Below are 26538 nucleotides of genomic sequence, written 5' to 3'. Positions count from 1 at the left end.
CTCGGGAAAGGGGTGGCGAGCGGCGAACCGCTCGGCCCGCCAGCGGCGCAGGCGACCGAACATGGCCTCAGTTCTCCTCGGGATTGCCCGGTGTCAGGCTGCCCGACTTCCAGGACCAGTCGCGCCAGCGCAGGTCGAACAGGTCCTTGCGGCGGTCCTTGAGGTTGGTCACCGAGCCTTCGGCGCGCACCACGGTCAGCCGGGTGAGGTCCAGGTCCGAGAAGATCACCATCTCGGTGTTGGGCGTGGTCTCGGAGAGCACGGCATCATGGGGGAAGGCGAAATCCGAGGGGGTGAACACCGACGACTGGGCGTACTGGATGTCGAGGTTGCGGATCGAGGGCACGTTGCCGACGCTGCCACACAGCACCACGTAGCACTCGTTCTCGATGGCCCGTGCCTGGGCGCAGTGGCGGACTCGCAGGTAGCCGTTCTTCGTGTCGGTCCAGAAGGGCACGAAGAGGATGTCCATGTCCTGGTCGGCGAGCAGGCGGCCGAGTTCGGGAAATTCCACGTCGTAGCAGATCAGGATGCCCACGCGGCCGGCATCGGTCTCGAATACGCGCAGCTCGTCGCCGCCTTCGATCACCCACTCCCGGCGCTCCTGGGGGGTGATGTGCAGCTTGGCCTGTTTTTCGATGGTGCCGTCACGATGGCACAGGTAGGCGATGTTGTAGAGCCGGTCGTCCTCGCCCACCTCGATCATCGAGCCTGCGACGATATTGATGTTGTAGGAGACCGCCATGCGCGACAGCTCGCTCTTGAACTGCTCGGTGAAGCCGGCCAGGAAGCGGATGGCGGCCATCTGGTCCTGCTGGGTGGCCCGGTCCTGCAGTCCCATCAGCGGTGCATTGAACAGCTCCGGGAAGACGGCAAAGTCACTCTGGTAGCTGGAGAGGGCATCGACGAAGTACTCGACCTGCTGCAGTACCGATTCTACCGAGGCGCACTCGCGCATCTGCCACTGCACGGCACCGACCCGCACCTGGGTGGGGCGATTCTCCAGCACCCGTTCGGCGGGTTCGTAGAGGATGTTGTTCCACTCCAGCAGGGTGGCATACCCCTGGGACTTCTCGTCTTCCGGCAGGTACTTGCGCAGCAGGCGCTTGACCAGGAAGTCGTTGGCCAACTGGAACGACAGGATCGGGTCGTGGATCTCCTTGCGTGACACCCGCTCGATGTACTCCGCGGGCGAGAGTTCGTGGGCATGTTCGTGATACTGGGGAATGCGTCCACCGGCAAGAATCGCCCGCAGGTTCATGGAGCGACACAGCTCCTTGCGTGCCTCGTAGAGTCGCCTTCCCAGCCGGTAGCCGCGGTAGTCTGGGTGGATCAGTACATCCAGCCCATACATGGCATCCCCTTCGGGATCGTTGAGGATGATCTCGCGGTTGCCCACCAGGTCGTCATACTTGTGGGGGTTGGAGAACTCGTCATAGGCGACCCGCACAGTCAGGGCCACCCCCACCAGTTTTTCATCGTCCTCGATGGCTATCTGGCCGTCGGGAAATTCCTGGATCAGCCGATCGATGGAGTGCTGGGGCCAGGCACCGCCGATGTCGTCGTAGACGGCATCCATCAGTGCCTTCAGCTGAGGGTAATCGTCCTGGGTCAGGTTGCGCAGGTTCAGATGCAGTTCGTCGAGGGACATGGCACGCCGGTTCCTGTCAGGGTGAAAGACGAATTCTAGCATGGTCCCGGCGACGACCGAGGCCGGCACCGGTCGCTGTCTCGAGGTCAGGTCCGGATGACGTCATGCGCCTGTCATATCAGTGGGTGAAGGTGCACCGCAAAGAGGCCGAAGTGCGGCTACGCTGATTCAGGGAGAGGGATATGGGCAGCATGACGCTTCCGACAGTGACGAGTCCCCCTGCGGCGAGCGCCATTGAATCCTGTCATGACAATAACAACGAGCGCGCCATGACCAACGACGACAAGCGCATTCGGCTCGACGCCGTGAGCAAGACCTGGGGCGGGCAGGCCGCCGTGGATCGGATCTCCTTCGACGTCGCGCCTGGTGAGTTCGTGATCCTGCTGGGCCCTTCGGGCTGCGGCAAGTCAATGGTACGGCACTCCGGGCCCTTGACGCCGCTTCAGCCCCTATACGGGAAGGAACATGCCGATCCAGAACGCTAGCCGACGCATGCAGATATACGGTGCGCTGCTGCTGTTACCGGCTGCAGTATTGCTTGGCACCTTCGCCTACCTGCCCACGGTGTCCACCCGCTCAGCATCGCCCCTCTGCTGGTCGCCTTCCTGCTGTTCCAGCGCCAGTTCGTGCAGTCGTTCCTGAGGGCGGGGATACGCTGACCCAGTCCGTTGACTACTCTTGTGGTGGATGCATGACCCAAGGAGATATGCAATGGCTCACGGACAGACAACGGGGCAGGGCAAGCATGCCAAGCTCTACCGCATGGTCATGGAGGAGCACCTGTGCCCTTTCGGTTTGAAGAGCAAGGACCTGCTGGAGCGCAAGGGCTTCGAGGTGGAGGACCACCACCTGAGTTCACGTGAGGAAACGGAAGCCTTCAAGGAGAAACACGGCGTGGATACCACGCCCCAGGCTTTTATCGATGACCAGCGCATCGGCGGTTACGACGAGCTGCGAGAGTACTTCGGCCTGGATTCGCCGGGCGAGGACGAAACCACCTACCAGCCGGTGATCGCCCTGTTTGCCACGGCTTTCCTGCTGGGGCTGGCCGTCAGTTGGACCGCCACCGGCTCGCTGCTTAGCCCCCGGATGCCGGAGTACTTCGTGGCCATCGCGATGGCCCTGCTGGGGCTACAGAAGCTCAAGGACATAGAAAGCTTCAGCACCATGTTTCTCAACTACGACCTGCTGGCCCAGCGTCAGGTGCGCTATGGCTACGTCTACCCCTATGCCGAGACCCTGGCGGGCATCCTGATGCTGGCGGGGGCCCTGGTGTGGCTGGCCGCCCCGGTGGCGCTGTTCATCGGCACGGTGGGCGCCGTCTCGGTGTTCAAGGCGGTCTATATTGACAAGCGTGAACTCAAGTGCGCCTGCGTGGGTGGTGACAGCAAGGTGCCGCTGGGTTTCGTGTCGCTGACCGAGAACCTGATCATGGTCGGCATGGGCATCTGGATGCCGTTGCGGATGTACCTGTTGTCGTGAGCCTAGGTGGGCATCGGGTCATCCTGCAGCGGTGCCAGCACGCTGCGATTGCGCCCCTCGCGCTTGGCCTGGTAGAGCGCCTCGTCGGCACGCAAGAGCAGGGCCGAGGGAGCCAGGTCGGTGGCCGGTTGGATCACGGCGATGCCGATGCTCACGGTGACCACGGAGGTGTGCGGCACGCCTTCGTTGGGAATGGCCAGCGCTTCGATGCCCTGACGGATACGCTCGGCGGCCTGGAGGGCCGTCGTGGTCGAGGCCTTCGGCAGTAGCACGACGAACTCCTCGCCGCCGTAGCGCACCACCAGGTCGTCTTCCTGACGCACGTGGCGCTGAATCTCCAGCGCGACCTGGCGCAGGCAGGCGTCGCCCTGAAGGTGTCCGTAGCGGTCGTTGTAATTCTTGAAGCAATCGATATCGATGACCAGCATGCCGAGCATTGTTCGCTCGGTCATGGCTTCGTTCCAGCGCTGGATCAGTGCGCTGTCGAAATGACGGCGGTTGGCCACCCCGGGCAGTGGGTCGGTAATCGAGATCTTGGTCAGGGCCTGGTTGTCATCGAGTGCGGCGTTAGTCCTCAGTTGCTCGCGCAGTAGTAGCAGGTAGGACTGACGCTCGCTGGCTTCCAGGCGGTAGTTGGCAAGAAGCGTGAATACGCCGGTCGATAGGAAGACCAGTATCGTATACAACTTGACCTCGAAGTCCATGTGGGGATAGGGAAATACGAAGGCTGCCATGAGAACGGTGCTGATGAGCGAGGTGGCGATGGCATAAGGAAAGCGCAGCGAATAGAAGACATTGCCTACCAGCAATATCAGGCCAAAGGAAAACGTATCCAGAAACGAATAGGGCGAGTCGGAAACGAAGAATATGGTGCAGGAGAGCAGCATCGCCACCACCAGAGTGCTTGCCATGAGCGTTTCTCTGGCAGCTGGCGATAATCCTCGGTGCAGGAAGTAGAATGCAACGATGCCATAAGGGGTCATCAAGCCGAAGCGTATCCAGGCGGCGGTATGCAACACTTCCGGGCGGAACACAGTGTCGTTGAAGATATAGAGGTCGTAGATGACAAGTGCCACGATGCCGGCTATCAGCAGATGATAGCTGCGGCGAGTCGAGGTATCGGCCTCGAAACGTGTCTCCACCGCTGGGCTGAAGCGCAGGCGATACCAAGGCCTGATCAAGTCCGATTCAACGGCCTGCAGCAAGGTTGTTTTCACGGTCGCTTTTCCCCATGTGGATGGCACCATTTTCTTTGATACGGTGCTCTGGGAAGGATATCGGCCGCTAGAAGCCTAACTTTACTTTTTTTGTCTAGCCTGTCTCGCTTTCACTCGTGCCGCCAGTTCGAACACGTGCCTGTCCTCGGCGCCGAGATCGTCCAGTGCGCTGGCGAGATTGAGCAGGTAATCGCGGTTGGAGCCGCTGGGGCCATGGGCGGCGGCAATCTGCCGGGCCATGGCATCGAGCGGTGCGTCGCCGAGGAAGGCGGCGTTCTCCTTCGTGGCGAGATATATCAGCCCCTCGGTGTGATCGCCCTCGGCAAAGTGCAGCATCACCTGCTCACGGAGATAACCGTTCTTCTCGCGCACGTCCAGCGGGCCAAGGGTCCCGGTGTCGATGCGGTAGGCCATGCCGTGACAGGTCGATCCCGGTGACTCGACCAGCGTCACTACGCGGCCCGGGGCATCCGGGGTGCCCCGGTGGTCATGGGAGCCCTGCCAGAAGCGCCGGGCCCAACCCTGGATGTGTGCCGGACGGCGCTCGTGGTACGCAAATTCCGTCTTCCAGATCAGCGAGCCGTAGCCGAATAGCCAGAGAGTATCGCTGTGCCCGAAGAAAACCCTCCCGCGATTGAGCTGAGTGGTATCGACGGTCATGACGACGGTGCGCTCTTGTGGACCAAGGGCCGGGTCAGCGTCTGGGCCATGATCACGCCGGCCAGGACCAGTACGCCACCGATGAGGTGGAACAGCGCAATCCGCTCATTGAGGAAGGCCATGGCGATCAGCGCGCTGAACAGCGGCATCAGGTTGATGAAGATGCTCGCCTGGCTGGCGCCGATCTGGCGGATGGCACGCATCCACAGGAAGGTGGTGATGATCGAGGCGGGGATGCCGGCGTAGAGAATCAGCCAGACGTTGTGGCTGTCCACCGGGGTCATCGGGCCCAGCAGGTAGCCGGGCAGCAGGAACAGCACGGCGAAGCAGACCTGCACGTAGAGCACCACCCAGGGCGGCAGGTCCAGCGGCCAGCGCTTGAGCATGACGCCGTAGAGTGCGTAGCAGGTGGCGGCGATCACCATCAAGAGGTCGCCCAGGGCGACTTCCAGCTGCAGCAGCGACAGAGGGTTGCCGCGGCCCAGTAGTACGGTGACGCCAAGCAACGCGACGATGCCGCCCAGGCTGCCACCCAGGCTGGGTGCCTCACGCAGGATCAGTGCGCTGAGCAGCACGGTGAGCAGCGGCACCATGGCCGCAAGGATACCCATGTTGGTGGCCGAGGTGGTTTCGGCGGCGACATAGGCAAGGCCCTGCCACAGTGCCATGCCGATCAGGCCCAGTACCGCGAGCTTGGGCCACTGCCGGCGGATGACGTCGCGATGCTGCCAGGCGGATGGCAGCACGAAGGGGGTGAGTACGACCAGTGCCAGCACCCAGCGCAGGAAGGCGATGCTGCTGGGGGCGATGGAGCCCACCGTGAGCTGGTTGATGGTCATGTTGCCCGACCAGATCAGCACGGCACCGAGCGGGGCCAGGAAATAGAGCAGCGGCATGACGACCTCTTGGACAAGGCAGAGCCCCGCCGCGGCGGGGCTCTGGAGAACCGTCATCATATCGCGCTGAGACGGCGCTGCAAGTCATGAGAAGGCTAATGGCATGGGCTGCCGGCTTCGCTCTAGCGCAGCTGACTATCCTTGCTGCCCCGGCGATTGTAGCCACTATAGGCTGTCTTCTGCTTGTCGCGCTTGCCCTGGCAGGCGATGCACAGCCGCACGCCCTTGATCGCCTCGCGGCGGGCCTGGGGAATTTCATCACCGCACTCCTCGCAGTGCGTCAGGCTTTCGCCGGTGGGAAGCTGGCTTCGGACGCGCTGCAGCGCGTCTTCCACCGTGCTTTCGATCTGTTCCTGTTCTGCGCCGTCTCGTGCCCAGCCACCAGCCACTCTCCTTCCTCCTGGCTCTTTGCGAGCCAATCTCTATTATTCCTCGACCAGCACTTGATGAAGAGACAAGGGCTTCGGCCCCTGTCTCGTGCCCGGTCAAACGCCGAGGATCTCCTTGGCCTCGTTCAGCATCTCCTCGGAGCGGGCATGATCTCCGGCATTGTGGGCTTCCTCGCCCTCTTGCCGCAGTTGGTTGACCTGCTCGAGTTCGGTTTCGCTCAGCTGGGCAACCTTGGCGTCATCCGCCAGCGCTTCATCGATCTCGCCCATCAGCATGGGACAGGTTGCGGCCCAGGCCGGTGAGACGAATGCGAGTAGTACCAGTGCGGCAAACAGTTTCTTCATCATTGTCGGTGCCTCCTTTGAACGCAGCCGGCCGGCTGCGTTCGCATGAAAGTTCAGGTACCTCGACCGGAATCGACTGTCGGCGCCAGCCACGCAGGGGTGATGGGGCGTCGCCGAGCCATTGACCGGGCCGCTGTCAGTATAGATAACCCAGGCCAACTGCACAGAACAGAAACGCCCCGCTGGCTGTGCCGGCAGGGCGCGTTGGTCGGCGATGCGTGATTCAGCCGATGGCGGCGATGGCTGCCTTGGCCACCTGTACGTCCTGGTCGGGCTTGACGCCGGAAACGCCGACGGTACCGGCCATCTGGCCGTCGACCATCACCGGTACGCCGCCGGAGAGCATCGCTTTCATCGGGGCGGTGACGAAGGCGGTGCGTCCGTTATTGATCATCTCTTCGAACAGCTGCGTCTCGCGGGCACCATAGGCGGAGGTACGTGCCTTCTCGGTGGCTGCTTCGACGCTGAACAGCGGCGCATTGTCCAGGCGGCGCAGGCCGAGCAGGTGGCCGCCATCGTCGGCTACGGCGATGGTTATCGCCCAGCCTTGGGTCTCGGCCTCCTTCTGGGCGGCATCGAGGATGGTGTTGACGTCGGTGAGGGTCAGTACGGGCTTGGTCTTCATGGTGATCTCCTGATGGATTAAGCAGCCGGCAATACGAAGCTTGCAGCTTTCTAGTGGTGCATTACGGGGCTGCTCCGGTGACAGGACGACGAGGAGGCGCTGTGAACCCATCCCTGGGCGCTACCGATTCCATCCATGGAATCGGACCTCCTCTTTGTCCTGTCCCCGGCGCCCCTCGCGTGGGTAGATTCTTTAGCCGAGACTGCCGCTCGCGGCTGGTCGCAGTGTCTCGTCGACGATTTCTATCCAGTGCCTGACGGGCGTTCGCCCCGCGCCGTTAAGATGGGTCTGGCAGCCGATATTGGCCGTCACGATGAGTTCCGGGTTGCCGGCTTCCAGGGCGTTGAGCTTGTTGTCGCGCAGCTGGGTGGCCAGTTCCGGCTGGGTGATGGAGTAGGTGCCCGCCGAGCCGCAGCAGAGGTGGGGATCCTGGACCGGCGTCAGCGAAAAGCCGAGCTTGACCAACACGCCTTCGACGGCGCCGCCGAGCTTCTGGGCGTGCTGAAGGGTGCAGGGGCAGTGGAAGGCGAGCTTGCGGTTCTTCTTGAGCGTCAGTGCTTCCAGGTTTTCGTCGCGCAGTACTTCGACCAGGTCCTTGGCCAGTGCACTGATCCGTTTGGCCTTTTCAGCGTAGTCGGGGTCGTCCTCGAGCATCTCCCCGTACTCCTTGACGAAGGCGCCACAGCCGCTGGCGGTCTGCACTATTGCTTCAATTCCCGCTTCGCCTTCTTTCTCGATATGCGGCCACCAGGCGTCGATATTGGCGCGGATGCGGGCGCGGCCATCGTCCTGGGCGTTGAGATGGAAGTCGACGGCACCGCAGCAGCCTGCCTCGGGAGCGGGGGTGAGGCCGATGCCCAGCCGGTCCAGCACCCTGCCGTGGCGGCATTGGTGTTGGGCGAGAGGCCTGGCTGTACGCAGCCCTCGAGGATCAGCATCTGGCGCTTGTGGGTCTTGCCTTCGGGCAGGACCCCGGCATCCACCGGCTTGGGTGGCAGCTTGTCCTTGAGCCTCCCGGGCACCAGGGGCTTGAAGGTCTGGCCCAGCTTGAGCAGTGCCTGGAAGCGCCTGGGGTCGGTCAGGGCCTTGCGCAGCCCATAGCGCATGGCACGTTCGGACGCCTTTCGCGGCACCCGACGCTCGATCTCGGCGCGGCCGATATCGAGCAGCTTGTGATATTCCACGCCGGAGGGGCAGGTGGTCTCGCAGTTGCGGCAGGTCAGGCAGCGGTCCAGATGCAGCCGGGTCTGCTCGGTGACGTTCACGTCGTCGTCGGGATTTTCCAGCATCTCCTTCATCAGGTAGATGCGTCCCCGGGGACCGTCCCGCTCGTCGCCGAGCAGTTGATAGGTAGGGCAGGTGGCGTTGCAGAAGCCGCAGTGGACGCAGCTTCGCAAGACGCGGTCGGCCTCGCGGATGTGCGGCTTCTTGAGGTCTTCCTCGGTAAAGTGCGTCTGCATGTCAGGATTCCTCGATACGTCTCAAAACGCCGCGTAGAGCCGGCCCGGGTTGAAGATGCCCCTGGGGTCGAGCTCGGCCTTGAGGTTGCGGTGATATTTCAGCAGCACCGATGGCAGGGGGGTAAAGGGCTCGTCGCTTCCCGGCCCTTCACAGGCGCCCAGGTAGGTGGCATGGCCGTCGACGCGGCGACAGGCGTCGCGCAGGGTCTCGGCGTCGATCTCGCTTCTGGCCCAGCACTGGGCGCCGGCCCAGTCGTGGAGCATGGTGGCTTCCGGCGCGTCCGCCAGGCCCAGGGAGGCCGTGCGATGGGGCAGTGAGAGTCGCCACAAAGGGCGGTCACCGGCCCTGGTGGTGACGTCATCATTGCCGAAGAAGTCCAGTTTCAGGTCTCGTAGCGCGTGCCAGAAGCCTTCGTCCAGGTCGTCGCCGCCGAGACGCTCGCGGGTGGCGGCCACCGAGCTCGGCCCGCCTTCCAGGCGRATATGCAGGGCGCCATCCAGCCAGGCTGCCGCGCTGATGGGCAGCGGCTCACGGCCCCARTCGGCCAGCCKGTTGCGYGCCTCCTCGAGCGAGATATCCAGATGCAGGCTGCGGCTGGCGCCGGGACGGGGCAGCACCTTGAAGGTSACTTCGGTGAGCAGCCCGAGGGTTCCCTGGGCACCGACCATCAGCCTGGACAGGTCGTAGCCGGCGACATTCTTCATCACCTGGCCGCCGAAGCGCTGCTCGATCCCCTCGTGACCGATCACCCGGACGCCGAGCACGAAATCGCGCACGCTTCCGGCCCAGGGGCGGCGTGGACCGGAGAGGCCGGTGGCGACCATGCCACCCACGGTGCTCGCGCCACCAAAGCGTGGCGGCTCGAAGGGCAGCATCTGCCCCTGCTCGGCGAGTGCGGCCTCGAGTTCGGCGAGCGGGGTGCCGCTGCGCACCGATACCACCAGCTCCACTGGGTCGTAGAAGGTGATGCCCCGGTGCTCGGCAGTGGAAAGTACCTCACTCGTTACGGGGCGGCCATAGAAGCCGCGGGTGTCACCCCCGACGATGCGCAGCGGCGTACCGGTGGCATTGGCCTGACGGATCCTCTCTGCCAGTGCTTCGCTGGCGTCATGGTCATGGGGCGTCGTTGCTGTGGTAGCCATGGTCACTCCAGTCAGCCTTGCGAGTGGGTCGGGGAGCCGTCGCCGGCACTCTTGGCGTCCGCACTCTTGATCATGCGGAACTCGGAGCAGCGGGCCGGCGTGGGGATATTCTTGCCCGGGTTGAGCAGTCCCTTCGGGTCGAAGGCGGCCTTGGCGGCACGGAAGGTGGCCAGCTCGTCTGGGCGGAACTGGGCGCACATCTGGTTGATCTTCTCGCGACCGACGCCGTGCTCGCCGGTGATGCTGCCGCCCACCTCGACGCACAGTTCGAGGATCTTCCCCCCCAGCGCCTCGGCCTCGTCCAGCTCGCCCGGGGTGTTGGCATCGAACAGGATCAGCGGGTGCATGTTGCCGTCGCCGGCATGGAAGACGTTGGCCACGCGCAGGCCGTACTGCTCCGACAGGTCGGCGATGCCCTTGAGCACTCGGGCCAGTTCGCGGCGGGGAATGGTACCGTCCATGCAGTAGTAGTCCGGCGACATGCGACCCACCGCGGGGAAGGCATTCTTGCGCCCGGCCCAGAACAGCGCGCGCTCGGCATCGTCGCGGGCCTGCTGGATACCGGTGGCGCCGGCCGCCTCGAGCACCCGGCGCACGGTCTCGCAGTCGTCGTCGACGTCGGCTTCCACGCCGTCCAGCTCGCAGAGCAGGATGGCGGCGGCCTCCACCGGATAGCCGGCACCGATGAAATCCTCGGCGGCGCGAATCGCCAGATTGTCCATCATCTCCAGACCGCCGGGGATGATCCCCGCGGCGATGATCGAACCCACGGCGTTGCCGGCCTCCTCGATGTCGTCGAAGCTGGCCATCAAGACCTTGGCGGTCTCTGGCTTGGGCAGCAGCTTGACGGTGATTTCGGTGACCACGCCGAGCATGCCCTCCGAGCCATTGAACAGGGCCAGCAGGTCGAAGCCCGGGGCGTCCAGGCTTCGCTGCCCAGGGTCATGTGCTCGCCCTCGATGGTGAGTACCTCGACCTTGATCACGTTGTGCACGGTCAAGCCGTACTTGAGGCAGTGCACGCCACCGGCGTTCTCGGCCACGTTGCCGCCGATGGAGCAGGCGATCTGGGAGGAGGGGTCCGGGGCGTAGTAGAGGCCATAGGGCGAGGCCGCCTCGGAGATAGCCAGGTTGCGCACGCCGGGCTCGACCCGAGCAATGCGCGCCTCGGGGTCGATCTCCAGGATGCGGCTGAAGCGTGACAGCACCAGCAGCACGCCGTGCTCCAGGGGCATGGCGCCGCCCGAGAGACCGGTGCCGGCGCCGCGGGTCACCACCGGCACGCCGAGGCGGTGACAGGCCTTGAGCAGCTGTTCGACCTGGGCCAGGGTCTCCGGCAGCGCCACGAGCATGGGTAGGGTGCGATAGACGGAGAGACCGTCACACTCGAAGGGGTGCAGATCTTCTTCCCGATGCAGCAGCATCAGTCCTGGCACAGCTTGCGCAAGGTTTTCGCGGACGGCGCTCTTGTCCAGCTTCGGCGCCGCGCCATCGAGTCGTTCATCGTAGAGGATATTCATGGTGACGCCTCATTGAGAGTCATGGCGGCAGGAGAACCTCAATCTGCGCGCTAACCGACCCGCTGTCCAGCTTCCGGTCTGCTGGTATGACCAGTTGTTTTCGATTATATTGGAAAATATTTCCACCATATACCATTAGTCGTTCGATGACAGCCGGTCAATGGCTATCACTCCCTGACGGCTGGCGGAGGGCGTCCCATGACACAGGAATCCGGCGAGCTGGCCCTGCCGACGCGCACGCCCGATGCGGTGGCCGCGCTACTTGAGCAGTTGATCCTCGACGGGGTCTTCCGGCCGGGGCAGCTACTGCCTTCGGAGCGACGTCTTTGCGATCGGCTGGGTGTATCGCGCTCTTCACTGCGCGAGGGTCTGCGGGTGCTCCGTAGCAAGGGCATCATCGTGACGCGGCAGGGGCGGGGATCGGTGGTGGCCGACCTGGTCCCGGGGCGGGACGATAGCCCCCTGATGCATCTGTTGCGCGATCATCCGCGTACGCTCTACGATCTCCTCGAGGTGCGTTCACTGCTCGAGGGCGAATCGGCGAAGCTGGCCGCCGAACGTGCCACACCCACAGACCGCGTGCTGATCCAGCGCCGCTATGAAGCCATGGTCGACTACGTGAAGGATGGCGGGGCCATCGAGGTCAAGCAGCTGGCGCACCTGGATCATGCCTTCCACCTGGCAATCTGCCAGGCGTCTCACAACCCCGTACTGGTGCATACCCTGCAGACGCTGAACGACCTGTTGCTCAGCTCGGTGTTCGCCTCGGTGAAGAACCTCTATCACCGCAAGGCTCCTCGCGAGATGATCAATCGCCAGCATGCCCGCATCTATCGGGCCATCGTCGAAGGCAAGCCCCAGGCAGCCAGGCGCGCGGCCCTGGAGCATCTCGCCGGTATCGGCCAGCAGTTGCGCGAGATCGAGGCAGAAGACCAGCGCCTGGAGCGCTCGGCCATGCGCCAGAAGGAGTGGGAGTGACGGCTATGGGACGCTCTGTTCGCCTTACGGCTGCATGCCTGGCCGCCGTTGGGTTGCAGGTCAGGAGTTGGCTACGTTGCGGGTCTCTCCGTCATCGATCACGCCGGCGATCGAGGCTACCTCGAGCTTGTTGCACAGATGGTCGCGAAGGACCTGGCCCAGCCGTTTGCTGTCGCGCTTCTTCAGCGCGACGATCATCTCTTCATGGTCCTGTACGGCGCGGCGCCAATGACTGTCAGTCATCTTCTTGGAATAGCGAACCCGCTTCACCCGTTGGCTGAGATTGTTGTACATCTCCAGCAGGGCATCGTTGTTAGAGGCGGCCAGCAGGCTCTCGTGAATGCGCTGGTTCACCTGGAAATATTCCGGCAGTTCGCGATTGCGATAATGCTCCAGCATGCGTTCGTGCAGCGCACAGATCTCCGCGATACCCTCATCGCTGATCTCCTGGCAGGCCAGTTCGCCTGAAAGCCCCTCCAGGGCGCCCATCAGGTCATAGGTGTCCTTGACCTGCTTCAGGGTCAGCTGCCGGACCCGTGCGCCGCGGTTGGGCAGTAACTCCACCAGGCCCTCCGAGGCCAGCACCTTGAGCGCTTCGCGCAGCGGTGTGCGTGATACGCCGAAATCCTCGCACAGCTGCTTCTCGGAGATACGTTCTCCAGGGACGAGCTCCTCTTGCTCGATAAGATCTCGGATGCGATCGGCGACTTCCCGAAAGAGGGTACGAGGCTGAATCTTGGTCATTTCTGTTTTCCTTGTCCGCGGTCGTGGCTTTTCCCTGCATGGCGAACGCCGTTGCTGCTCTTGTCTGATATTCAAGCACACTGGGCTATTGACGGCACACTCCGAAAGACATTATGAATTCAAAATTCTCTCAAGCCATGACTACTACTGCAAGCGGTACCAGGTGGATTCCTATCCACATAACCATCACGAGGAGTGGCCTATGGCAGGCAAGGTTTTTCGCAGCAGCGTCCAGATCACCCGGGAGCGAGCACGCGCCATTCTCGATGGTGCCTTCGCCCAGGCCCGCGGTGCCGGCACCGAACCGCTGACCGCCGTGGTGCTGGACGGCGGAGGTCATGTGGTGGCCGCAGAGCGTGAGGACGGTTGCGCCCCGTTGCGTTTCCCCGTCGCCCGGGGCAAGGCCTTCGCAGCACTGGGTATCGGCGTGGCCAGCGGGGTGGTGGGGGCGCGCAACACCGAACGCCCCGCCTTCCTCGCCAGCGTGTCCGCCGCTTCGGATGGTCACTTCATTCCGGTGGCCGGTGGGGTGCTGATCCTTGATGACGATCAGTGCGTCATCGGCGCGGTGGGTGTCAGTGGTGCCTCCTCCGCCGAAGACGAAAGTGCCGCCATCGCCGGTATCAGGGCAGTGGGGCTGGCCCATGGCCTGGAGCCGAGCTGATTCGACCGGACCCACTTGACACTACTTCTCGGATAGGACTAGCTTAGGATCAAGGCGCATTTAGAATAAAGAATTCAATTTTTCATCTGCGCCTACCTAGCCCACCAACGCGCCAAAACTAGAACAATGAGGTAACACGCCATGCTATTCCCACGTGTCGCTGTCGCCACACTCGCCATCGCGGTGGCGTCGGCATCGCTGCAGGCCCAGGCCCGCGAGATCACCTTCGGCCATGTCGGAGGCCCCGACTCCCTGTTTGCCGATTCCGCCAACCATTTCGCCGAGCTCGTCAACGAGCGTCTGCCGGAGCCTTACGAAGTCGTGGTCTTCGGCTCCAGCCAGCTGGGTACCGATTCGGAGCTGCTTCAGCGCATGCGCCTGGGTACCGTCGACCTGGCGCTGCCCTCCACCATCATGTCTTCGGTGGCGGACGAATTCGGCCTCTTCGAGCTGCCGTACCTGATCCAGGATCGCGAGCACATGAAGCGGGTCGAGGAGGAGGTTGTCTGGCCAGTCCTGGCACCGCTGGCGGAACAGAACGGCTATCGCATCCTGGCCGTGTGGGAGAACGGCTTCCGCCACATCACCAACAACCGGCGTGCCATCAACACGCCCGACGACCTGAGCGGCGTGAAACTGCGTACTCCGCGCGGCGCCTGGCGGGTACGGATGTTCGAGGAGTGGGGTGCCGAGCCTTCGCCGATGTCGCTCTCCGAGGTGTTCATGGCCCTGCAGACCGGCGTCATGGACGGCCAGGAGAACCCCCTGGCACAGATCGTCGGTCAGCGCTTCCAGGAAGTGCAGGATTATCTCTCCCTGACTGGCCACGTCTATACGCCGGCCTATCTCACCGCCGGTCGCCGCTTCAATAACCTGCCCGATGAGATCCAGGAGATCATCGTCGAGGCGGCCAAGGAGACCCAGGCGTTCGTCTACGAGCATGCCGCACAGCTCGATGAGGATCTCATCGACGTGATTCGCCAGGCCGACACCGAGGTGAACGAGGTCGATACCTCGGTCTTCATCGAGGCCTCGGGGCCGATCTACGAGGCCTTCGCCAATGAGGTGCCCGGCTCCCAGGAGCTGATCGACAGGGTGCTGGAGCTCGGCAACGACTCCTGATTCGCCTTGCGTCACTGCAAGGCTATTGCCCCCCACGCCCTGGCGGCGTGGGGGCTCTGTCCCTTTACTGAACGAGTCGAGACTCATGGGTACCGTGAATCAAATTTCCCGCATCCTGGAGCGTCTTCTCGAGATCATCACGGTGGTGCTGATGGTCACGCTGACGCTGGTGGTGCTTTATGCGGTGGTGACCCGCTACGCCTGGCGAACTCCCTCCTGGTACGACGAGGTGGCCGCCATCATGCTGGTGTGGCTGACCTATTACGCCGGAGCACTGGCTGCGCTCAAGCGTGGCCATATCGGCGTCGACGGCGTGCTGGCCGCCATGCCGGTGCATATCCGCATGCCGATCGCCTATGTGTCCGAGGCGCTGTTCATCGGCTTCTTCCTGGTGCTCGGCTGGGCCGGCCTGGTGGTCCTCGATGTCATGCAGGGCATGGCGTTGATCACCCTGCGCTGGGTGCCGCTCACCTTCACCCAGTCGGTCATTCCCATTGGGGCGGCGCTGTTCATCATCGCCCAACTGCTCAGCATGCCGGCCCACCTGGCCAAGGTACGCTCCGGCCTCACCCAGGAGGAGGAGGAGATCGCCCACGCCATCGCCGAGGCCGAGCGTGACAACGCGCGGGCCGGTTTCACCGCGGATGCACTGACGAAGAGGGATAAGCCATGACACTTCCCTTCATGATACTGGGCCTGCTGGGACTGATCCTGATGGGGCTGCCCATTGCGGTGGCGCTGGCAACCGTGGCGACGGTGGCCATCGTGGTCCATCAGGGCCTGGAGATGCTGCCCAATATCGGGCTGACGATGTTCGAGGGGGCGAGCAGTTTCCCGCTGCTGGCCATCCCGATGTTCGTGCTGGCCGGGGCGATCATGAACACCGGCGGCATCTCCAAGCGCCTGATCGCCTTCGCCTCGGCGCTTTTCGGGTTCATTCGCGGTGGCCTGGCGATGATCAATATCGGCGTCTCGCTGTTCTTTGCCGAGATATCCGGATCCGCGGTGGCCGACGTGGCCGCCACCGGTTCGGTGCTGATCCCGGCGATGAAGAAGCGCGGCTACCCGGCACCCTTCGCTGCGGCGGTCACTTCGTCATCGGCATCCCTGGCGATCATCATCCCCCCCTCCATCCCGATGATCCTCTATGGCGTGATGTCCGGCGCTCCATCGTCCAGCTGTTCGTGGCCGGTATCGTGCCGGGCCTGTTGGGAGCGGGTGGCCTGATGGCGCTGAGCTACTACTACGCCCGCAAGTACAACTGGCCGGTGGAGGAGGTGTTCCAGTTCAAGCGCGTCAAGCAGACCGCCAAGGAGGCCAGCTGGGCCCTGACTCTGCCGATCATCATTCTCGGCTCCATCTTCGGCGGTTTCGTGACCGCCACCGAAGGCGCGGGCCTGGCCGTGGCGGCGGCCATCTTCATCAGCGCCGTGATCTACCGTGAGCTGGACCTGCGCACCCTCTACAAGGCCATCATCGATGGGGGCCAGCAGACCGCCGTGGTGATGCTGCTGGTGGCAGCCTCGGCCCTGATCGGTGTCTTCCTGACCGAGATGCGCATGCCCCAGCAACTGGCCCAGGCGGTGCTCAGCCTGACGGATAACAAGTACGCCATCCTGATGATGCTGAACGTCTTCTTCCTGCTGATCGGCCTGTTCCTGCACTCCGCGGCGGCCATCATCCTGGTGGTGCCCATCGTCATGCCGCTGGTCGGCGCTGCCGGGATCGATCCGGTCCACTTCGGCCTGGTGGTCTGTCTCAACCTGGCCATCGGCCAGCAGACCCCGCCGGTGGCGAGCGTGCTGATCACGGCCTGCTCGATCGCCAAGACGGATGTGTGGTCTGTGACGCGGTCGAACCTCGGCTTCATCACCGTGCTGCTCTTCATCCTGCTGCTGGTGACCTACATCCCCGCCATCCCGATGGCCCTGGTGGAGTTCTTCTACCGCTAGAGGAGAGCCCGGCGGGCGCCTGCCCGCCGGGTCTGTCAACAAGGCAGGGGGAGATCATGCCCAAAATATTGAATTCATTATTCACTGAATGGGTGTCCGGTCGGCAAGAGGGAGACGAATGATGAAAGGCAACACTCTGCTGTACGAGGTGCGTGAAGGGGTGGCGTGGCTTGGCTTCAACCGTCCCGAGAGCCGCAATGCCATGACCTGGGAGATGTACGACGCCCTGGAACCTGCTGCGATCAGCTGGCGAAGGAGGAAGAGGTGCACGCGGTGGTGCTGTACGGCGTGGGCGGTGAGGCCTTCGTGGCAGGGACCGACATCACTCAGTTCAGCCACTTTTCCAAGCCCGAGGATGCCATTGGCTACGAGCAGCGCATCGACCGGGTGGTCGGCAAGCTGGAGGCCCTCAACAAACCCACCATCGCGCTCATCGAAGGCGCCTGTGTGGGCGGCGGCGCGGCCCTGGCCATGGTCTGCGATTTTCGCTACTGCACGCCGAGTCTCAAGTTCGGGGTGCCCATTGCCAAGACCCTGGGCAACTGCCTGGCGATCACCAATGTGTCGCGGCTGATCGACATGGTGGGTATCGCACGAACCAAGGAGGCGCTGATGCTGGGCAAGCTGTTCAGCGCCGACGAGGCGAGCCAGGCCGGCCTGGTCAATGCGGTGATCGAGCCCGGCGAGATCCATGACCGAGTAGCGGAAGTCGCCATGCAGTTCACCCGGCTCGCGCCACTCACCGTGCAGGCCAGCAAGGCACTGGTCGGGCGAGTACAGGCGCAGCGGCGTGCGGCGCGAGATACCGGCGATGACTGGGTCATCGCCTGCTACATGAGCGACGACTTCAAGGCGGCAGTGAGCAAGTTCGTCAACAAGACGCCGTTCGAGTGGACGGGCCACTAATGACAAGCGAGGTGGAGCCGATGCTTCCCTTACACAAGCTGAAAGTGCTGGATATCTCCCAGATCATGGCCGGCCCCTACTGCACCATGGTGCTGGCCGACATGGGCGCCGAGGTGATCAAGGTAGAAAAGACCAATGGTGGCGACGACAGCCGCCAGATGGGGCCCTACGTCAACGATGAGTCGACCTGCTTCTCGCAGATCAATCGCAACAAGAAGAGCATCTCGTTGAACCTCAAGGATGAGCGTGCCCGGCAGATCTTCTATCGGCTGGCCGAGGACGCCGACGTCATCGTCGAGAACTATCGTACCGGAGTCACAAAGTCGCTCAAGATCGACTACGACACCATCAAGGCCATCAACCCGGGTATCGTCTACTGCTCGATCTCCGGCTACGGACAGACCGGCCCCTACAGTCACCGCGGCGGCTTCGACCTGGTGGCCCAGGGCATGAGCGGCCTGATGTCGATGACCGGCGAGCCCGGGCGTCGACCGCTGAAGACCGGCATCGCCGTCTATGACATCGGCGCCGGCATCACGGCGGTCTATTCGATCCTCGCCGCACATATCCACAAGATGAATACCGGCGAAGGGCAGCACATCGATATTGCCATCACCGAGTGCGGCCTGCCGTGGTTCGCCTGGGAGGCCGCGGCCTATTTCGCCGAGGGCAGGGTGCCCGAACCGACCGGTTGGCGCCACCGGGTTTCGGCGCCCTATCAGGCGATCAAGACTCGTGACGGCTATCTGATGCTGGGCTGTGCCAATCAGCGCACCTGGGAGCGCCTCTGCGGCGATGTTCTCGGGCGCGAGGATCTGATGGCAGATCCGCGTTTCATTACCAACCATGACCGCGGCCAGCACGTCGAAGCGCTCGAAACGCTGCTCGAGGAGATCATGGCCGAGCAGGATACCGACCACTGGCTGGCGCTGTGCGACCAGGCCGGGGTCCCGGCGGGACCGATCAACGACTTCGGCCAGGCAATGCAGGACGAGCACTACCTGGCGCGTGGCATGGTCGAGGAGATGGAACATCCGGTGATCGGCAAGATGAAGACCATCGGTTTTCCCAGCAAGTTTTCCCGCACGCCGTCGCAGATTCGCTCACCGGCGCCACTGTTCGGTCAGCACACCGATGAGGTGTTGGCCAGCCTCGGCATGTCCGAGCCGGAACGGAATATCTTGCGAGAAGAGGGCTGCATCAAGTAGCGGCTTGATCCAGGTGATTGATTGAATTCGTTACCGAAATTACTGGAATTACGTCATTGGAGACTTTGCCATGCTGAACCTCGACTATCACCCTTCGGGTCGCCATTTCCTGCAGATCCCGGGCCCTTCGCCGGTGCCGGATCGCATCCTGCGCGCCATGAGCCTGCCGACCATCGATCACCGTGGGCCGGAATTCGGTGCGCTGGGTCGTGAACTGCTCGACAAGATCAAGCGGGTGTTCAAGACGGGGAATCCGGTCATCATCTACCCGGCCTCGGGTACCGGAGCCTGGGAGGCGGCGCTGGTCAATTGCCTGTCAGCAGGCGACAAGGTGCTGATGTTCGAAACCGGCCATTTCGCCACCCTGTGGCAGAAGATGGCAGTGCGCCTGGGCCTCGATCCCGAATTCATCGGCCTTCCGGGCGTGGAGGGCTGGCAGCAGGGAGTACAGGCGGACATGATCGAGGCGCGCCTGAAGGAGGACGGCGGCCATGAGATCAAGGCGGTTTGCGTGGTGCATAACGAGACATCGACCGGGGTGACCAGTGACATTGCGGCAGTGCGTCGCGCCATCGATGCCGCGGGCCACCCGGCACTGCTCCTGGTCGACACCATTTCGGGGCTGGCCAGTGCCGACTACCGCCACGACGAGTGGGGTGTGGACGTGACGATCTCCGGATCCCAGAAGGGCCTCATGCTGCCGCCGGGCATCAGCTTCAATGCCGTATCGGACAAGGCCATCACTGCGAGCCGGGAGGCGCAGCTGCCCAAGAGCTTCTGGGCCTGGGACGAGATCATCGAGGCCAACCAGAACGGCTACTGGCCCTATACGCCGAGTACCAACCTGCTCTACGGCCTCAACGAGTCGCTCGACATGCTGCTCGAGGAGGGGCTCGATCACGTGCTCGCGCGGCACCAGCGCTGGGCCGCCGGGGTACGCGCGGCGGTGGCTGCGTGGGGTCTGGAGATCCAGTGCCAGGATCCGGCCCTCTACTCGCCGGTACTGACCGGGGTCGTCATGCCGGATAGCATCGATGCCGACGAGGTGCGCAAGATCATCTACGAGCGCTTCGACCTGTCGCTCGGCATGGGGCTGGGCAAGGTCAAGGGCAGGATGTTTCGCATCGGCCATCTGGGTGACTGCAATGACCTGACGCTTGTCGCCACCCTGGGCGGCTGCGAAGCCGGCATGAAACTCTGCGGCGTGCCGCTCAAGGATAGTGGCGTGGTGGCGGCGTTGGACTACTTCGCCCGGCATCCGCTCGACGCCAAGTGAGCCCATCCTGACATGGCTGAGGAAGGCAGAATGACGTCTATGACGGGAAAGACCCCTTCCCCGGATGCGCGGGTCAAGCCAGTGACCGAGCTGGCGGCCCGCCTTTGCCGGGAGCTGGAAGGCGAGGTGCTGTTCGACCATGCATCGCGAGGTCGCTACTCGACCGATGCATCGATCTATCAGGTGATGCCGCTGGGGGTGGTGATACCGCGGAGCCAGGAGGATCTGGCCCTCGCCCTGGCGATCGCCCGGGACGCCGGGGCTCCGGTGCTGCCCCGGGGGGCCGGCACCAGCCAGTGCGGTCAGACGGTGGGTGAGGCGTTGGTGATCGATACCACGCGCTTCCTGAATCAAGTGATCGAGTTCGATGCCGAGGCGCGCACGGCGGTGGTGGAGCCGGGCATCGTGCTCGACCACCTCAATGCCTGGCTCAAACCCCATGGGCTCTGGTTTCCGGTGGATGTCTCCACCAGCGCTCAATGCACCGTGGGCGGCATGACCGGCAACAACTCCTGTGGCTCGCGCTCGATCCGGTACGGCAATATGGTCCACAACGTACTCGGCGTGGATGCCCTACTGGCCGACGGTGGCGAGGCCAGTTTCAGCTTCGTCGAGGAGCTGGCCGAGGGCAGCCGGGCGCGCCTGATCGCCGACAAGGTGAAGGCCATCGCCGCGGGGGTGGCCCCGGAGATACGCGAGCATTTTCCCAAGGTGTTGCGCCGCGTGGGGGGCTACAACCTCGACCTGTTCGACTGCCAGAATCCCAAGCCCTACGACCCGGATGGCCGGATCAATCTGGCCCACCTGCTGGTCGGCTCGGAGGGCACCCTGGCGGTCAGTCGCCGCATCACGCTGCGGCTCTCGCCGCTTCCCGAGCACAAGGTGCTGGGGGTGGTGAACTTTCCCACCTTCTACCAGGCGATGGACTTCACCCAGCATATCGTCAAGCTCGATCCCACTGCGGTGGAACTGGTCGACCGCACCATGATCGACCTGTCGCTGGAGAACCCGGCGTTTCGTCCGGTGATCGAAAAGGCCCTGATCGGCAAGCCCGAGGCCGTGCTGCTGGTGGAGTTCGCCGGCCAGGATCGGGACGCCCAACTGGCTGCGCTGCGCCAGCTCAGCGAGTTGATGTGCGAGCTGGGGCTGCCGGGCAGCGTGGTCGATATGCCCGAGCCTGCCGAGCAGAAGGCGCTGTGGAACGTGCGCAAGGCGGGGCTCAACATCATGATGAGCATGAAGGGCGACGGCAAGCCGGTCTCCTTCATCGAGGACTGCGCGGTGCCGCTGGAACACCTCGCCGAGTACACCGACAAGCTGACCGAGGTCTTTCACCGCCATGGTACGGAGGCACCTGGTACGCCCACGCCAGTGTCGGCACCCTGCATGTGCGCCCGATCCTCGACATGCGCCGCGACGGTGCCAAGAAGATGCGCGAGATCGCCGAGCAGGCGTCGGCACTGGTGCGCGAGTACAAGGGGGCCTACTCCGGCGAGCACGGCGATGGGCTATGCCGCGGCGAATGGGTGGCCTGGCAGTTCGGGCCTGCGGTCAACGATGCCTTTCGCGAAATCAAGCGGCTCTTCGATCCGGACAACCGCTTCAACCCGGGCAAGATCGTCGACACCCCGAAGATGGACGACGACCGCTACTTTCGCTTCCCCAGGGATTACCGGGCGATCCCGCTGACGCCGGTGTTCGACTGGTCGGCGTGGAACGTCAGGCGCGACCCGCTGACCGGCGAGCAGAGCCAGCCCGGCAGCGCCGGCGACCCCACCCATGGCCTCGCCATGGCGGTGGAGATGTGCAACAACAACGGGCACTGTCGCAAGTTCGATGCCGGCACCATGTGCCCGAGCTACCGCATTACCCGCGATGAACAGCACCTGACCCGGGGCCGCGCCAATACCCTGCGTCTGGTGCTCTCTGGCCAGTTGGGTGAGGCGGGCCTGGCCAGCGATGACGTCAAGGAAGCGCTGGACCTTTGCGTCTCCTGCAAGGGGTGTCGGCGGGAGTGCCCCACCGGGGTCGACATGGCCAAGTTCAAGATCGAGCGCGTAGCGCCCGGGTGCGGGCCAAGGGATTGAGCTTGCGCGAACGCATGGTCGGCGAGATGCCGCGCTATGCGCCCTGGGCGAGCCGGCTCGCCGCCCTGGCCAACGGCGTCGAGCGGGTACCTTCATCGCCCGTGGCATCAAGCGCGGGCTGGGGCTCGCTCCCCAGCGCGCGCTGCCAGTCTTTTCCGGTAACTTCCTGGCCGAAGCGCATACGGCCCAGGAGTCGGCGATCAGGGAGGTGCTGTTGTTCGTCGATACCTTCAACAACTACATGGAAGGTGACAACGCCAGGGCCGCCAAGCGGGTGCTGGAGGCCGCCGGCTATGAAGTCCATCTCAACCTGAAACAGGGCGAGCGGCCGCTGTGCTGTGGACGCACCTATCTGTCATCGGGACAGTTCGACAAGGCCAAGGCCGAGGCGCGGCGCACCCTCGACCACCTGATGCCGTTCGTGCAGCGCGGGGTAGCCATCGTCGGCCTCGAGCCGTCGTGCCTGTTGAGCATGCGTGACGAGTTCCTGCAGTACGGCTTCGGCGAGGAGGCCCATGAGCTGGCACAGGCGGCCTGCCTGTTCGAGGAGTTCCTGGTCAAGGCTCGCGAGGTCGGCGAACTGCCGTTGGAACTCAAGCCGCTGGCGTATCGGCGTGCCATGCTTCACGGCCACTGTCATCAGAAGGCCTTCGACGCCGTGCGTCCGATCGAGCAGGTTCTGTCGTGGATTCCCGGACTCGAGGTGAAGACCATCGAGTCCTCCTGCTGCGGCATGGCCGGCAGCTTCGGCTATGAGGCCGAGCACTATGACGCCTCGATGAAAATGGCCGAGCTGTCGTTGTTGCCGGCGATCCGTGAGGCCGACGACGATGCCGTCGTGGTGGCCGACGGCACCAGCTGCCGCCACCAGATCAAGGATGGTGCCGGCCGCGAAGCGATCCATGTGGCCCGGCTGCTGGAGCAGGCGCTGGCCTGAGGTGAAACCGCCAGGCATCATGACCATGGCCAGATAGCATGACAATGGAAAGGGGCGACAGGGGTCGCCCCTTTCCTCGTGACGAGGATGGACGACAATGATCGATCTACGCAGTGATACCGTGACCCGCCCCACCTCGGCCATGCGTGAGGCGATGGCCAGGGCCCCGGTGGGAGACGACGTCTGGGGCGATGACCCGACCGTCGCCGCCTTCGAGGAGGCCGTGGCGGCAAGGGCCGACATGTCGGCCGCGCTATTCTTCCCCTCGGGGACCCAGAGCAACCTGGCGGCCCTCATGGTCCACTGCCAGCGGGGCGACGAATATATCGCCGGCCAGCTCTCGCATATTTTTCGCGACGAGGGTGGGGGCGGGGCGGTGCTAGGCAGCATCCAGCCCCAGCCCATCGAGCATGACTCGGACGGCAGCCTGCCACTGGAGAGGGTGCAGGCGGCCATCAAGGGAGCCGACATTCACCATGCCAGCACCCGGCTGCTGGCGCTGGAGAACACCTTCCGGGGCAAGGTGCTGCCAGCGGTGTATACCCGGCGTGCAACGGAGCTGGCTCACGGGCAGGGGCTGGCCACCCACCTGGACGGCGCGCGACTGTTCAACGCGGCGGTGGCCTCCGGGCGTTCCCTGGCCGAACTGTGCCAGGCTTCGACTCGGTGTCGCTCTGCTTCTCCAAGGGGCTTGGTGCGCCCGTCGGGTCGCTCTTGCTGGGCGACGAGACGTTCATCGCTCGAGCGCGACGCTGGCGCAAGACCCTGGGGGGCGGCATGCGACAGGTCGGCATCCTGGCGGCGGGCTGCCACCATGCCCTGGAGCATCACGTCGCACGACTGGCGGAGGATCATCGCCATGCCGCCTTGCTGGCCGAAGGGTTGCGCGAGGTCGACGAGATCGAGGTGCGTGGCTGCGATACCAACGTGCTGTTCGTCGCGCTGCCCGAGGCCCACTGCAAGGCACTGGGGACGTTTCTCGCCGACCGCGGCATCCTGATAGCCGCCGCACCGGTCACGCGCCTGTTGACGCACCTCGACATCTCCGCGGAGGACGTCCGTCAGGTCGTGGAAAGCATCAAGGCATACTTCTCGGCGCATGTCGTCCGAGGCGACGACAGGCTCGCTTGAGCATCAATGGCTCGTCGCAGGACGGCCCCCATGGACAGGTCCATGGGGGCCGTTATCTATACGCTCCCGTCAAGGTCAGCCGGCGCGCATCAGCGGGTCCGTGACCCCGATCACATAGAACGCGATCATGGCGATGGTGCCGGTGAACGCCAGGTAGTAGATCGTCGGCAGGATCGTCTTGCGAATGGTTTCGCCCTCGCGGCCGAGCAGCCCCACGGTCGCAGACGCCGCCACCACGTTATGGATCGCAATCATGTTGCCCGCGGCAGCGCCCACGGCCTGCAGTGCCACCATCATCGCGGTAGACACGCCTAGCTGCTGCGCCACATTGAACTGGAACTCGGCCAGCATCAGGTTGGACACGGTATTGGAGCCGGCGATGAATGCCCCCAGGCCCCCCACGGCCGGGGCGAAGAACGGATAGATATCACCCACCCCGTCGGCCACGAACTGCGCCATGGCCACCGGCATGGAGACCAGGTCCGCCGCATTGACGCCGGAGTTGATGAGGATCCGCACCATGGGGATGGTGAAGATCAGCACGAAGCCGGCACCGAGGATGGTCTTCGAGGACTCGCCGAAGGCCGCCTTGAGTTCGCCCAGGCGCATCTTGTGCAGCAGGGCGGTAAGCAGCACCACCATCAGCAGGATGCCACCCGGAAGGTAGAGGGGCTGGATGCTGCCGGAGACCCCGGCCTCACCGAGGATATTGCTCCAGCCGAAGCTCAGTGACTGAAGCGCTTCGCGGAAGGGGTCGATGGTGCGGGAGGCGACCAGTATCACCGCCAGCAGCACGTAGGGGAGCCAGCCCATGAAGGTGGTGATCGGGGTCTTGCCCACGATGTCCTCGGTCTTGATCACCAGCTTGCCGATCCAGGCGTCCGGCCAGCTCTTGGCATCCGGGAAATCCCAGGTGTCCTTGGGGATCAAGAAGCCCTTGCGCGCCGCGGGCACGACGATGGCCAGGCCCACGCCGGCACCGATCATGGATGGGAACTCCGGGCCGAGCAGCACGCCCGCCAGCATGTAGGGCACCACGAAGGCGACGCCGGCGAAGAGCGCGAAGGGGGCGATGGAGAGGCCTTCCTTCCAGGATCTATTCGCGCCGAAGAACTTGACCATGATCACCACCATGATCAGCGGCATCAAGACGCCGACGATGCCATGGATCACGGCCACCTCCGCGGCGATCAAGCGGAAGTATTCCAGCCAGGTATAGCCGCCGGCCTCCAGTGTCTCGGTGATGCCATCGCGGTTGATGCCCCCGGTGACGCCCACCACGATCGGTGTGCCCACCGCACCGAAGGAGACCGGCGTGGACTGGATCATCATGCCCACCACCACGGCGGCCAGTGCCGGGAAGCCGAGTGCCACCATCAGCGGGGCGGCCACGGCGGCCGGGGTGCCGAAGCCTGAGGCGCCCTCGATGAAACAACCGAACAGCCAGGCGACGATGATCGCCTGGACGCGACGGTCGGGGCTGATGCCCGAGAACCCCTTGCGGATGGCGGTGATGCCGCCTGAGTGTTTCAGGGTATTGAGCAGCAGGATGGCACCGAAGATGATCCACAGGATCGACACGGTGAGGATCAGGCCTTGGAGGGTCGAGGCCAGTACCCGGTTGAAGCTCATGTCCCAGGCAAGCAGGGCGATGAGGGCGGTGACCACATAGACTGCCGGCATGGCGGTCTTTGCCGGCATGCGCAGGCCGATCAGCAGCACGCCGGCCAGGATCAGCGGCGTAAAGGCGAGTAGGGCAAGTGTCGTGTCCGTCATGAGCTGACGTTACCTCGCTGTCTCGTGTTCAGGAGTCGGGTGACGGCTCAGTGCTGTGTCTGAATCGTCATGGCGGGGTGGACAATACGGGGAGATTCCGCGCATTTCCAATTATGGTTAATTGGTATTACCAATATTCTGCTAATAATGCGGTGCCCTCATTCATTTGTTACATGAACTCAAACAATAGGTTGGATGATGTGTTCGCGCTCTGTCCGCCATCAGGGGATTAGACTAATGGATAGTCATCTGACCTGTTTCGGATGGTGGGAGATGAATTGGTATCGTCGGGAAAAGACTGGCACTATCGCTATATGATCCCCAGGTTATATGACCCTGCAACAGCGAGGAGACGGCATGCGATGGTGCT

The 26538-nt window shown here is 63.7% G+C and carries 21 protein-coding genes and 7 pseudogenes; 16 read left to right on the top strand and 12 right to left on the bottom strand.

Features of this window, described 5'->3' with window-relative positions; genetic code table 11:
- Window positions 1-67: 67 nt before the first annotated feature.
- Complete coding sequence (locus tag Q427_RS10605) at window positions 68-1651, bottom strand: bifunctional GNAT family N-acetyltransferase/carbon-nitrogen hydrolase family protein (RefSeq protein WP_043513667.1); 1584 nt, start codon at window positions 1649-1651, stop codon at window positions 68-70.
- Between the two features lie 191 nt (window positions 1652-1842).
- On the opposite strand from Q427_RS10605, the gene Q427_RS36830 reads away from it, so the two are divergent.
- The 3 genes and pseudogenes from Q427_RS36830 (at window position 1843) to Q427_RS10595 (ending at window position 3133) form a co-directional block, all read left to right on the top strand.
- A complete protein-coding gene (locus tag Q427_RS36830; RefSeq protein WP_442905476.1) occupies window positions 1843-2136 on the top strand; it encodes an ATP-binding cassette domain-containing protein in 294 nt (97 codons plus the stop codon).
- 90 nt (window positions 2137-2226) lie between these two features.
- Window positions 2227-2310 (top strand): annotated as a pseudogene (locus tag Q427_RS36180) (carbohydrate ABC transporter permease); the annotation flags it as partial.
- Window positions 2311-2362: 52 nt separating this feature from the next.
- Complete coding sequence (locus tag Q427_RS10595; RefSeq protein ID WP_043513659.1) at window positions 2363-3133, top strand: glutaredoxin family protein; 771 nt, start codon at window positions 2363-2365, stop codon at window positions 3131-3133.
- 2 nt (window positions 3134-3135) lie between these two features.
- Here Q427_RS10595 and Q427_RS10590 read toward each other — a convergent pair whose 3' ends face one another.
- From Q427_RS10590 to glcD, 9 genes and pseudogenes are all read right to left on the bottom strand, one after another.
- The gene (locus Q427_RS10590) at window positions 3136-4350 is read right to left on the bottom strand and encodes a GGDEF domain-containing protein (RefSeq protein WP_043513657.1); all 1215 of its coding nucleotides are present in this window, start codon (window positions 4348-4350) and stop codon (window positions 3136-3138) included.
- Window positions 4351-4431: 81 nt separating this feature from the next.
- Complete coding sequence (locus Q427_RS10585; RefSeq protein ID WP_043513655.1) at window positions 4432-5010, bottom strand: gamma-glutamylcyclotransferase; 579 nt, start codon at window positions 5008-5010, stop codon at window positions 4432-4434.
- The gene (locus Q427_RS10580) at window positions 5007-5906 is read right to left on the bottom strand and encodes a DMT family transporter (protein ID WP_043513654.1); all 900 of its coding nucleotides are present in this window, start codon (window positions 5904-5906) and stop codon (window positions 5007-5009) included. The genes Q427_RS10585 and Q427_RS10580 overlap by 4 nt, the downstream gene beginning before the upstream one ends.
- Before the next feature lie 122 nt (window positions 5907-6028).
- On the bottom strand, window positions 6029-6295 hold the full coding sequence (locus Q427_RS10575; RefSeq protein WP_043513652.1) for a DksA/TraR family C4-type zinc finger protein: 267 nt from the start codon (window positions 6293-6295) through the stop codon (window positions 6029-6031).
- A 96-nt stretch (window positions 6296-6391) separates the two neighbouring features.
- The gene (locus Q427_RS10570) at window positions 6392-6643 is read right to left on the bottom strand and encodes a hypothetical protein (protein WP_051496287.1); all 252 of its coding nucleotides are present in this window, start codon (window positions 6641-6643) and stop codon (window positions 6392-6394) included.
- A gap of 220 nt (window positions 6644-6863) precedes the next feature.
- Window positions 6864-7265, bottom strand: a complete 402-nt coding sequence (locus Q427_RS10565; protein WP_043513651.1) for a GlcG/HbpS family heme-binding protein — start codon at window positions 7263-7265, stop codon at window positions 6864-6866.
- 192 nt (window positions 7266-7457) lie between these two features.
- Window positions 7458-8725 (bottom strand): annotated as a pseudogene (gene glcF / locus Q427_RS10560) (glycolate oxidase subunit GlcF).
- A 21-nt stretch (window positions 8726-8746) separates the two neighbouring features.
- Complete coding sequence (gene glcE / locus Q427_RS10555; protein WP_043513650.1) at window positions 8747-9868, bottom strand: glycolate oxidase subunit GlcE; 1122 nt, start codon at window positions 9866-9868, stop codon at window positions 8747-8749.
- Window positions 9869-9879: 11 nt separating this feature from the next.
- A pseudogene (gene glcD / locus Q427_RS10550) lies at window positions 9880-11387 on the bottom strand (glycolate oxidase subunit GlcD).
- A gap of 198 nt (window positions 11388-11585) precedes the next feature.
- Here glcD and glcC point away from each other — a divergent pair.
- On the top strand, window positions 11586-12365 hold the full coding sequence (glcC, locus tag Q427_RS10545; protein ID WP_051496286.1) for a transcriptional regulator GlcC: 780 nt from the start codon (window positions 11586-11588) through the stop codon (window positions 12363-12365).
- A gap of 60 nt (window positions 12366-12425) precedes the next feature.
- Here glcC and Q427_RS10540 read toward each other — a convergent pair whose 3' ends face one another.
- Window positions 12426-13109, bottom strand: coding sequence for a GntR family transcriptional regulator (locus Q427_RS10540; protein WP_043513647.1), 684 nt, complete (start codon window positions 13107-13109; stop codon window positions 12426-12428).
- A gap of 202 nt (window positions 13110-13311) precedes the next feature.
- Here Q427_RS10540 and Q427_RS10535 point away from each other — a divergent pair, with 202 nt between their 5' ends.
- From Q427_RS10535 to ltaE, 12 genes and pseudogenes are all read left to right on the top strand, one after another.
- On the top strand, window positions 13312-13773 hold the full coding sequence (locus Q427_RS10535; RefSeq protein ID WP_043513645.1) for a GlcG/HbpS family heme-binding protein: 462 nt from the start codon (window positions 13312-13314) through the stop codon (window positions 13771-13773).
- 141 nt (window positions 13774-13914) lie between these two features.
- Window positions 13915-14895, top strand: a complete 981-nt coding sequence (locus tag Q427_RS10530; protein ID WP_043513643.1) for a TRAP transporter substrate-binding protein — start codon at window positions 13915-13917, stop codon at window positions 14893-14895.
- Between the two features lie 85 nt (window positions 14896-14980).
- Window positions 14981-15568, top strand: a complete 588-nt coding sequence (locus Q427_RS10525; RefSeq protein WP_043513640.1) for a TRAP transporter small permease — start codon at window positions 14981-14983, stop codon at window positions 15566-15568.
- Window positions 15565-16847: pseudogene (locus tag Q427_RS36825) on the top strand (TRAP transporter large permease). Before Q427_RS10525 ends, Q427_RS36825 begins: the two are co-directional and overlap by 4 nt.
- A 264-nt stretch (window positions 16848-17111) precedes the next feature.
- Complete coding sequence (locus Q427_RS10515; RefSeq protein ID WP_231613609.1) at window positions 17112-17753, top strand: enoyl-CoA hydratase; 642 nt, start codon at window positions 17112-17114, stop codon at window positions 17751-17753.
- 20 nt (window positions 17754-17773) lie between these two features.
- On the top strand, window positions 17774-18961 hold the full coding sequence (locus tag Q427_RS10510) for a CaiB/BaiF CoA transferase family protein (protein WP_043513670.1): 1188 nt from the start codon (window positions 17774-17776) through the stop codon (window positions 18959-18961).
- A 70-nt stretch (window positions 18962-19031) separates the two neighbouring features.
- Window positions 19032-20237 (top strand): pyridoxal-phosphate-dependent aminotransferase family protein, encoded by a 1206-nt coding sequence (locus Q427_RS10505; RefSeq protein WP_043513639.1) that lies wholly within the window; start codon window positions 19032-19034, stop codon window positions 20235-20237.
- Window positions 20238-20249: 12 nt separating this feature from the next.
- A pseudogene (locus Q427_RS33830) lies at window positions 20250-21575 on the top strand (FAD-binding oxidoreductase); the annotation flags it as partial.
- A 68-nt stretch (window positions 21576-21643) separates the two neighbouring features.
- Window positions 21644-21796: pseudogene (locus Q427_RS35270) on the top strand (FAD-linked oxidase C-terminal domain-containing protein); the annotation flags it as partial.
- 75 nt (window positions 21797-21871) lie between these two features.
- Window positions 21872-22324 (top strand): 4Fe-4S dicluster domain-containing protein, encoded by a 453-nt coding sequence (locus tag Q427_RS33825; RefSeq protein ID WP_231613613.1) that lies wholly within the window; start codon window positions 21872-21874, stop codon window positions 22322-22324.
- 214 nt (window positions 22325-22538) lie between these two features.
- A complete protein-coding gene (locus tag Q427_RS33820) occupies window positions 22539-23261 on the top strand; it encodes a (Fe-S)-binding protein (protein ID WP_231613607.1) in 723 nt (240 codons plus the stop codon).
- A gap of 97 nt (window positions 23262-23358) precedes the next feature.
- Window positions 23359-24392 (top strand): annotated as a pseudogene (gene ltaE / locus Q427_RS36820) (low-specificity L-threonine aldolase).
- 75 nt (window positions 24393-24467) lie between these two features.
- Here ltaE and Q427_RS10490 read toward each other — a convergent pair.
- Window positions 24468-26168 carry an L-lactate permease gene (locus Q427_RS10490; protein ID WP_043513637.1) on the bottom strand — a complete coding sequence of 567 codons (1701 nt, stop codon included), beginning with the start codon at window positions 26166-26168 and terminating at the stop codon, window positions 24468-24470.
- Window positions 26169-26538 lie beyond the last annotated feature (370 nt).

This window comes from Halomonas sp. BC04, assembly GCF_000568385.1.
Note: the sequence above shows the minus strand (reverse complement) of the source record. Positions and strands in the feature narration are given on the sequence as shown.

What these genes read in the sequence shown, in the direction of transcription:
- Q427_RS10605 (WP_043513667.1), bottom strand. Translation starts at nt 1,651, where the DNA reads ATGTCCCTCGACGAACTGCATCTGAACCTGCGCAACCTGACCCAGGAC.
- Q427_RS36830 (WP_442905476.1), top strand. Translation starts at nt 1,843, where the DNA reads ATGACGCTTCCGACAGTGACGAGTCCCCCTGCGGCGAGCGCCATTGAA.
- Q427_RS10595 (WP_043513659.1), top strand. Translation starts at nt 2,363, where the DNA reads ATGGCTCACGGACAGACAACGGGGCAGGGCAAGCATGCCAAGCTCTAC.
- Q427_RS10585 (WP_043513655.1), bottom strand. Translation starts at nt 5,010, where the DNA reads ATGACCGTCGATACCACTCAGCTCAATCGCGGGAGGGTTTTCTTCGGG.
- Q427_RS10580 (WP_043513654.1), bottom strand. Translation starts at nt 5,906, where the DNA reads ATGCCGCTGCTCTATTTCCTGGCCCCGCTCGGTGCCGTGCTGATCTGG.
- Q427_RS10570 (WP_051496287.1), bottom strand. Translation starts at nt 6,643, where the DNA reads ATGATGAAGAAACTGTTTGCCGCACTGGTACTACTCGCATTCGTCTCA.
- Q427_RS10565 (WP_043513651.1), bottom strand. Translation starts at nt 7,265, where the DNA reads ATGAAGACCAAGCCCGTACTGACCCTCACCGACGTCAACACCATCCTC.
- glcC (WP_051496286.1), top strand. Translation starts at nt 11,586, where the DNA reads ATGACACAGGAATCCGGCGAGCTGGCCCTGCCGACGCGCACGCCCGAT.
- Q427_RS10540 (WP_043513647.1), bottom strand. Translation starts at nt 13,109, where the DNA reads ATGACCAAGATTCAGCCTCGTACCCTCTTTCGGGAAGTCGCCGATCGC.
- Q427_RS10535 (WP_043513645.1), top strand. Translation starts at nt 13,312, where the DNA reads ATGGCAGGCAAGGTTTTTCGCAGCAGCGTCCAGATCACCCGGGAGCGA.
- Q427_RS10530 (WP_043513643.1), top strand. Translation starts at nt 13,915, where the DNA reads ATGCTATTCCCACGTGTCGCTGTCGCCACACTCGCCATCGCGGTGGCG.
- Q427_RS10525 (WP_043513640.1), top strand. Translation starts at nt 14,981, where the DNA reads ATGGGTACCGTGAATCAAATTTCCCGCATCCTGGAGCGTCTTCTCGAG.
- Q427_RS10510 (WP_043513670.1), top strand. Translation starts at nt 17,774, where the DNA reads ATGCTTCCCTTACACAAGCTGAAAGTGCTGGATATCTCCCAGATCATG.
- Q427_RS10505 (WP_043513639.1), top strand. Translation starts at nt 19,032, where the DNA reads ATGCTGAACCTCGACTATCACCCTTCGGGTCGCCATTTCCTGCAGATC.
- Q427_RS33825 (WP_231613613.1), top strand. Translation starts at nt 21,872, where the DNA reads ATGGACGACGACCGCTACTTTCGCTTCCCCAGGGATTACCGGGCGATC.
- Q427_RS10490 (WP_043513637.1), bottom strand. Translation starts at nt 26,168, where the DNA reads ATGACGGACACGACACTTGCCCTACTCGCCTTTACGCCGCTGATCCTG.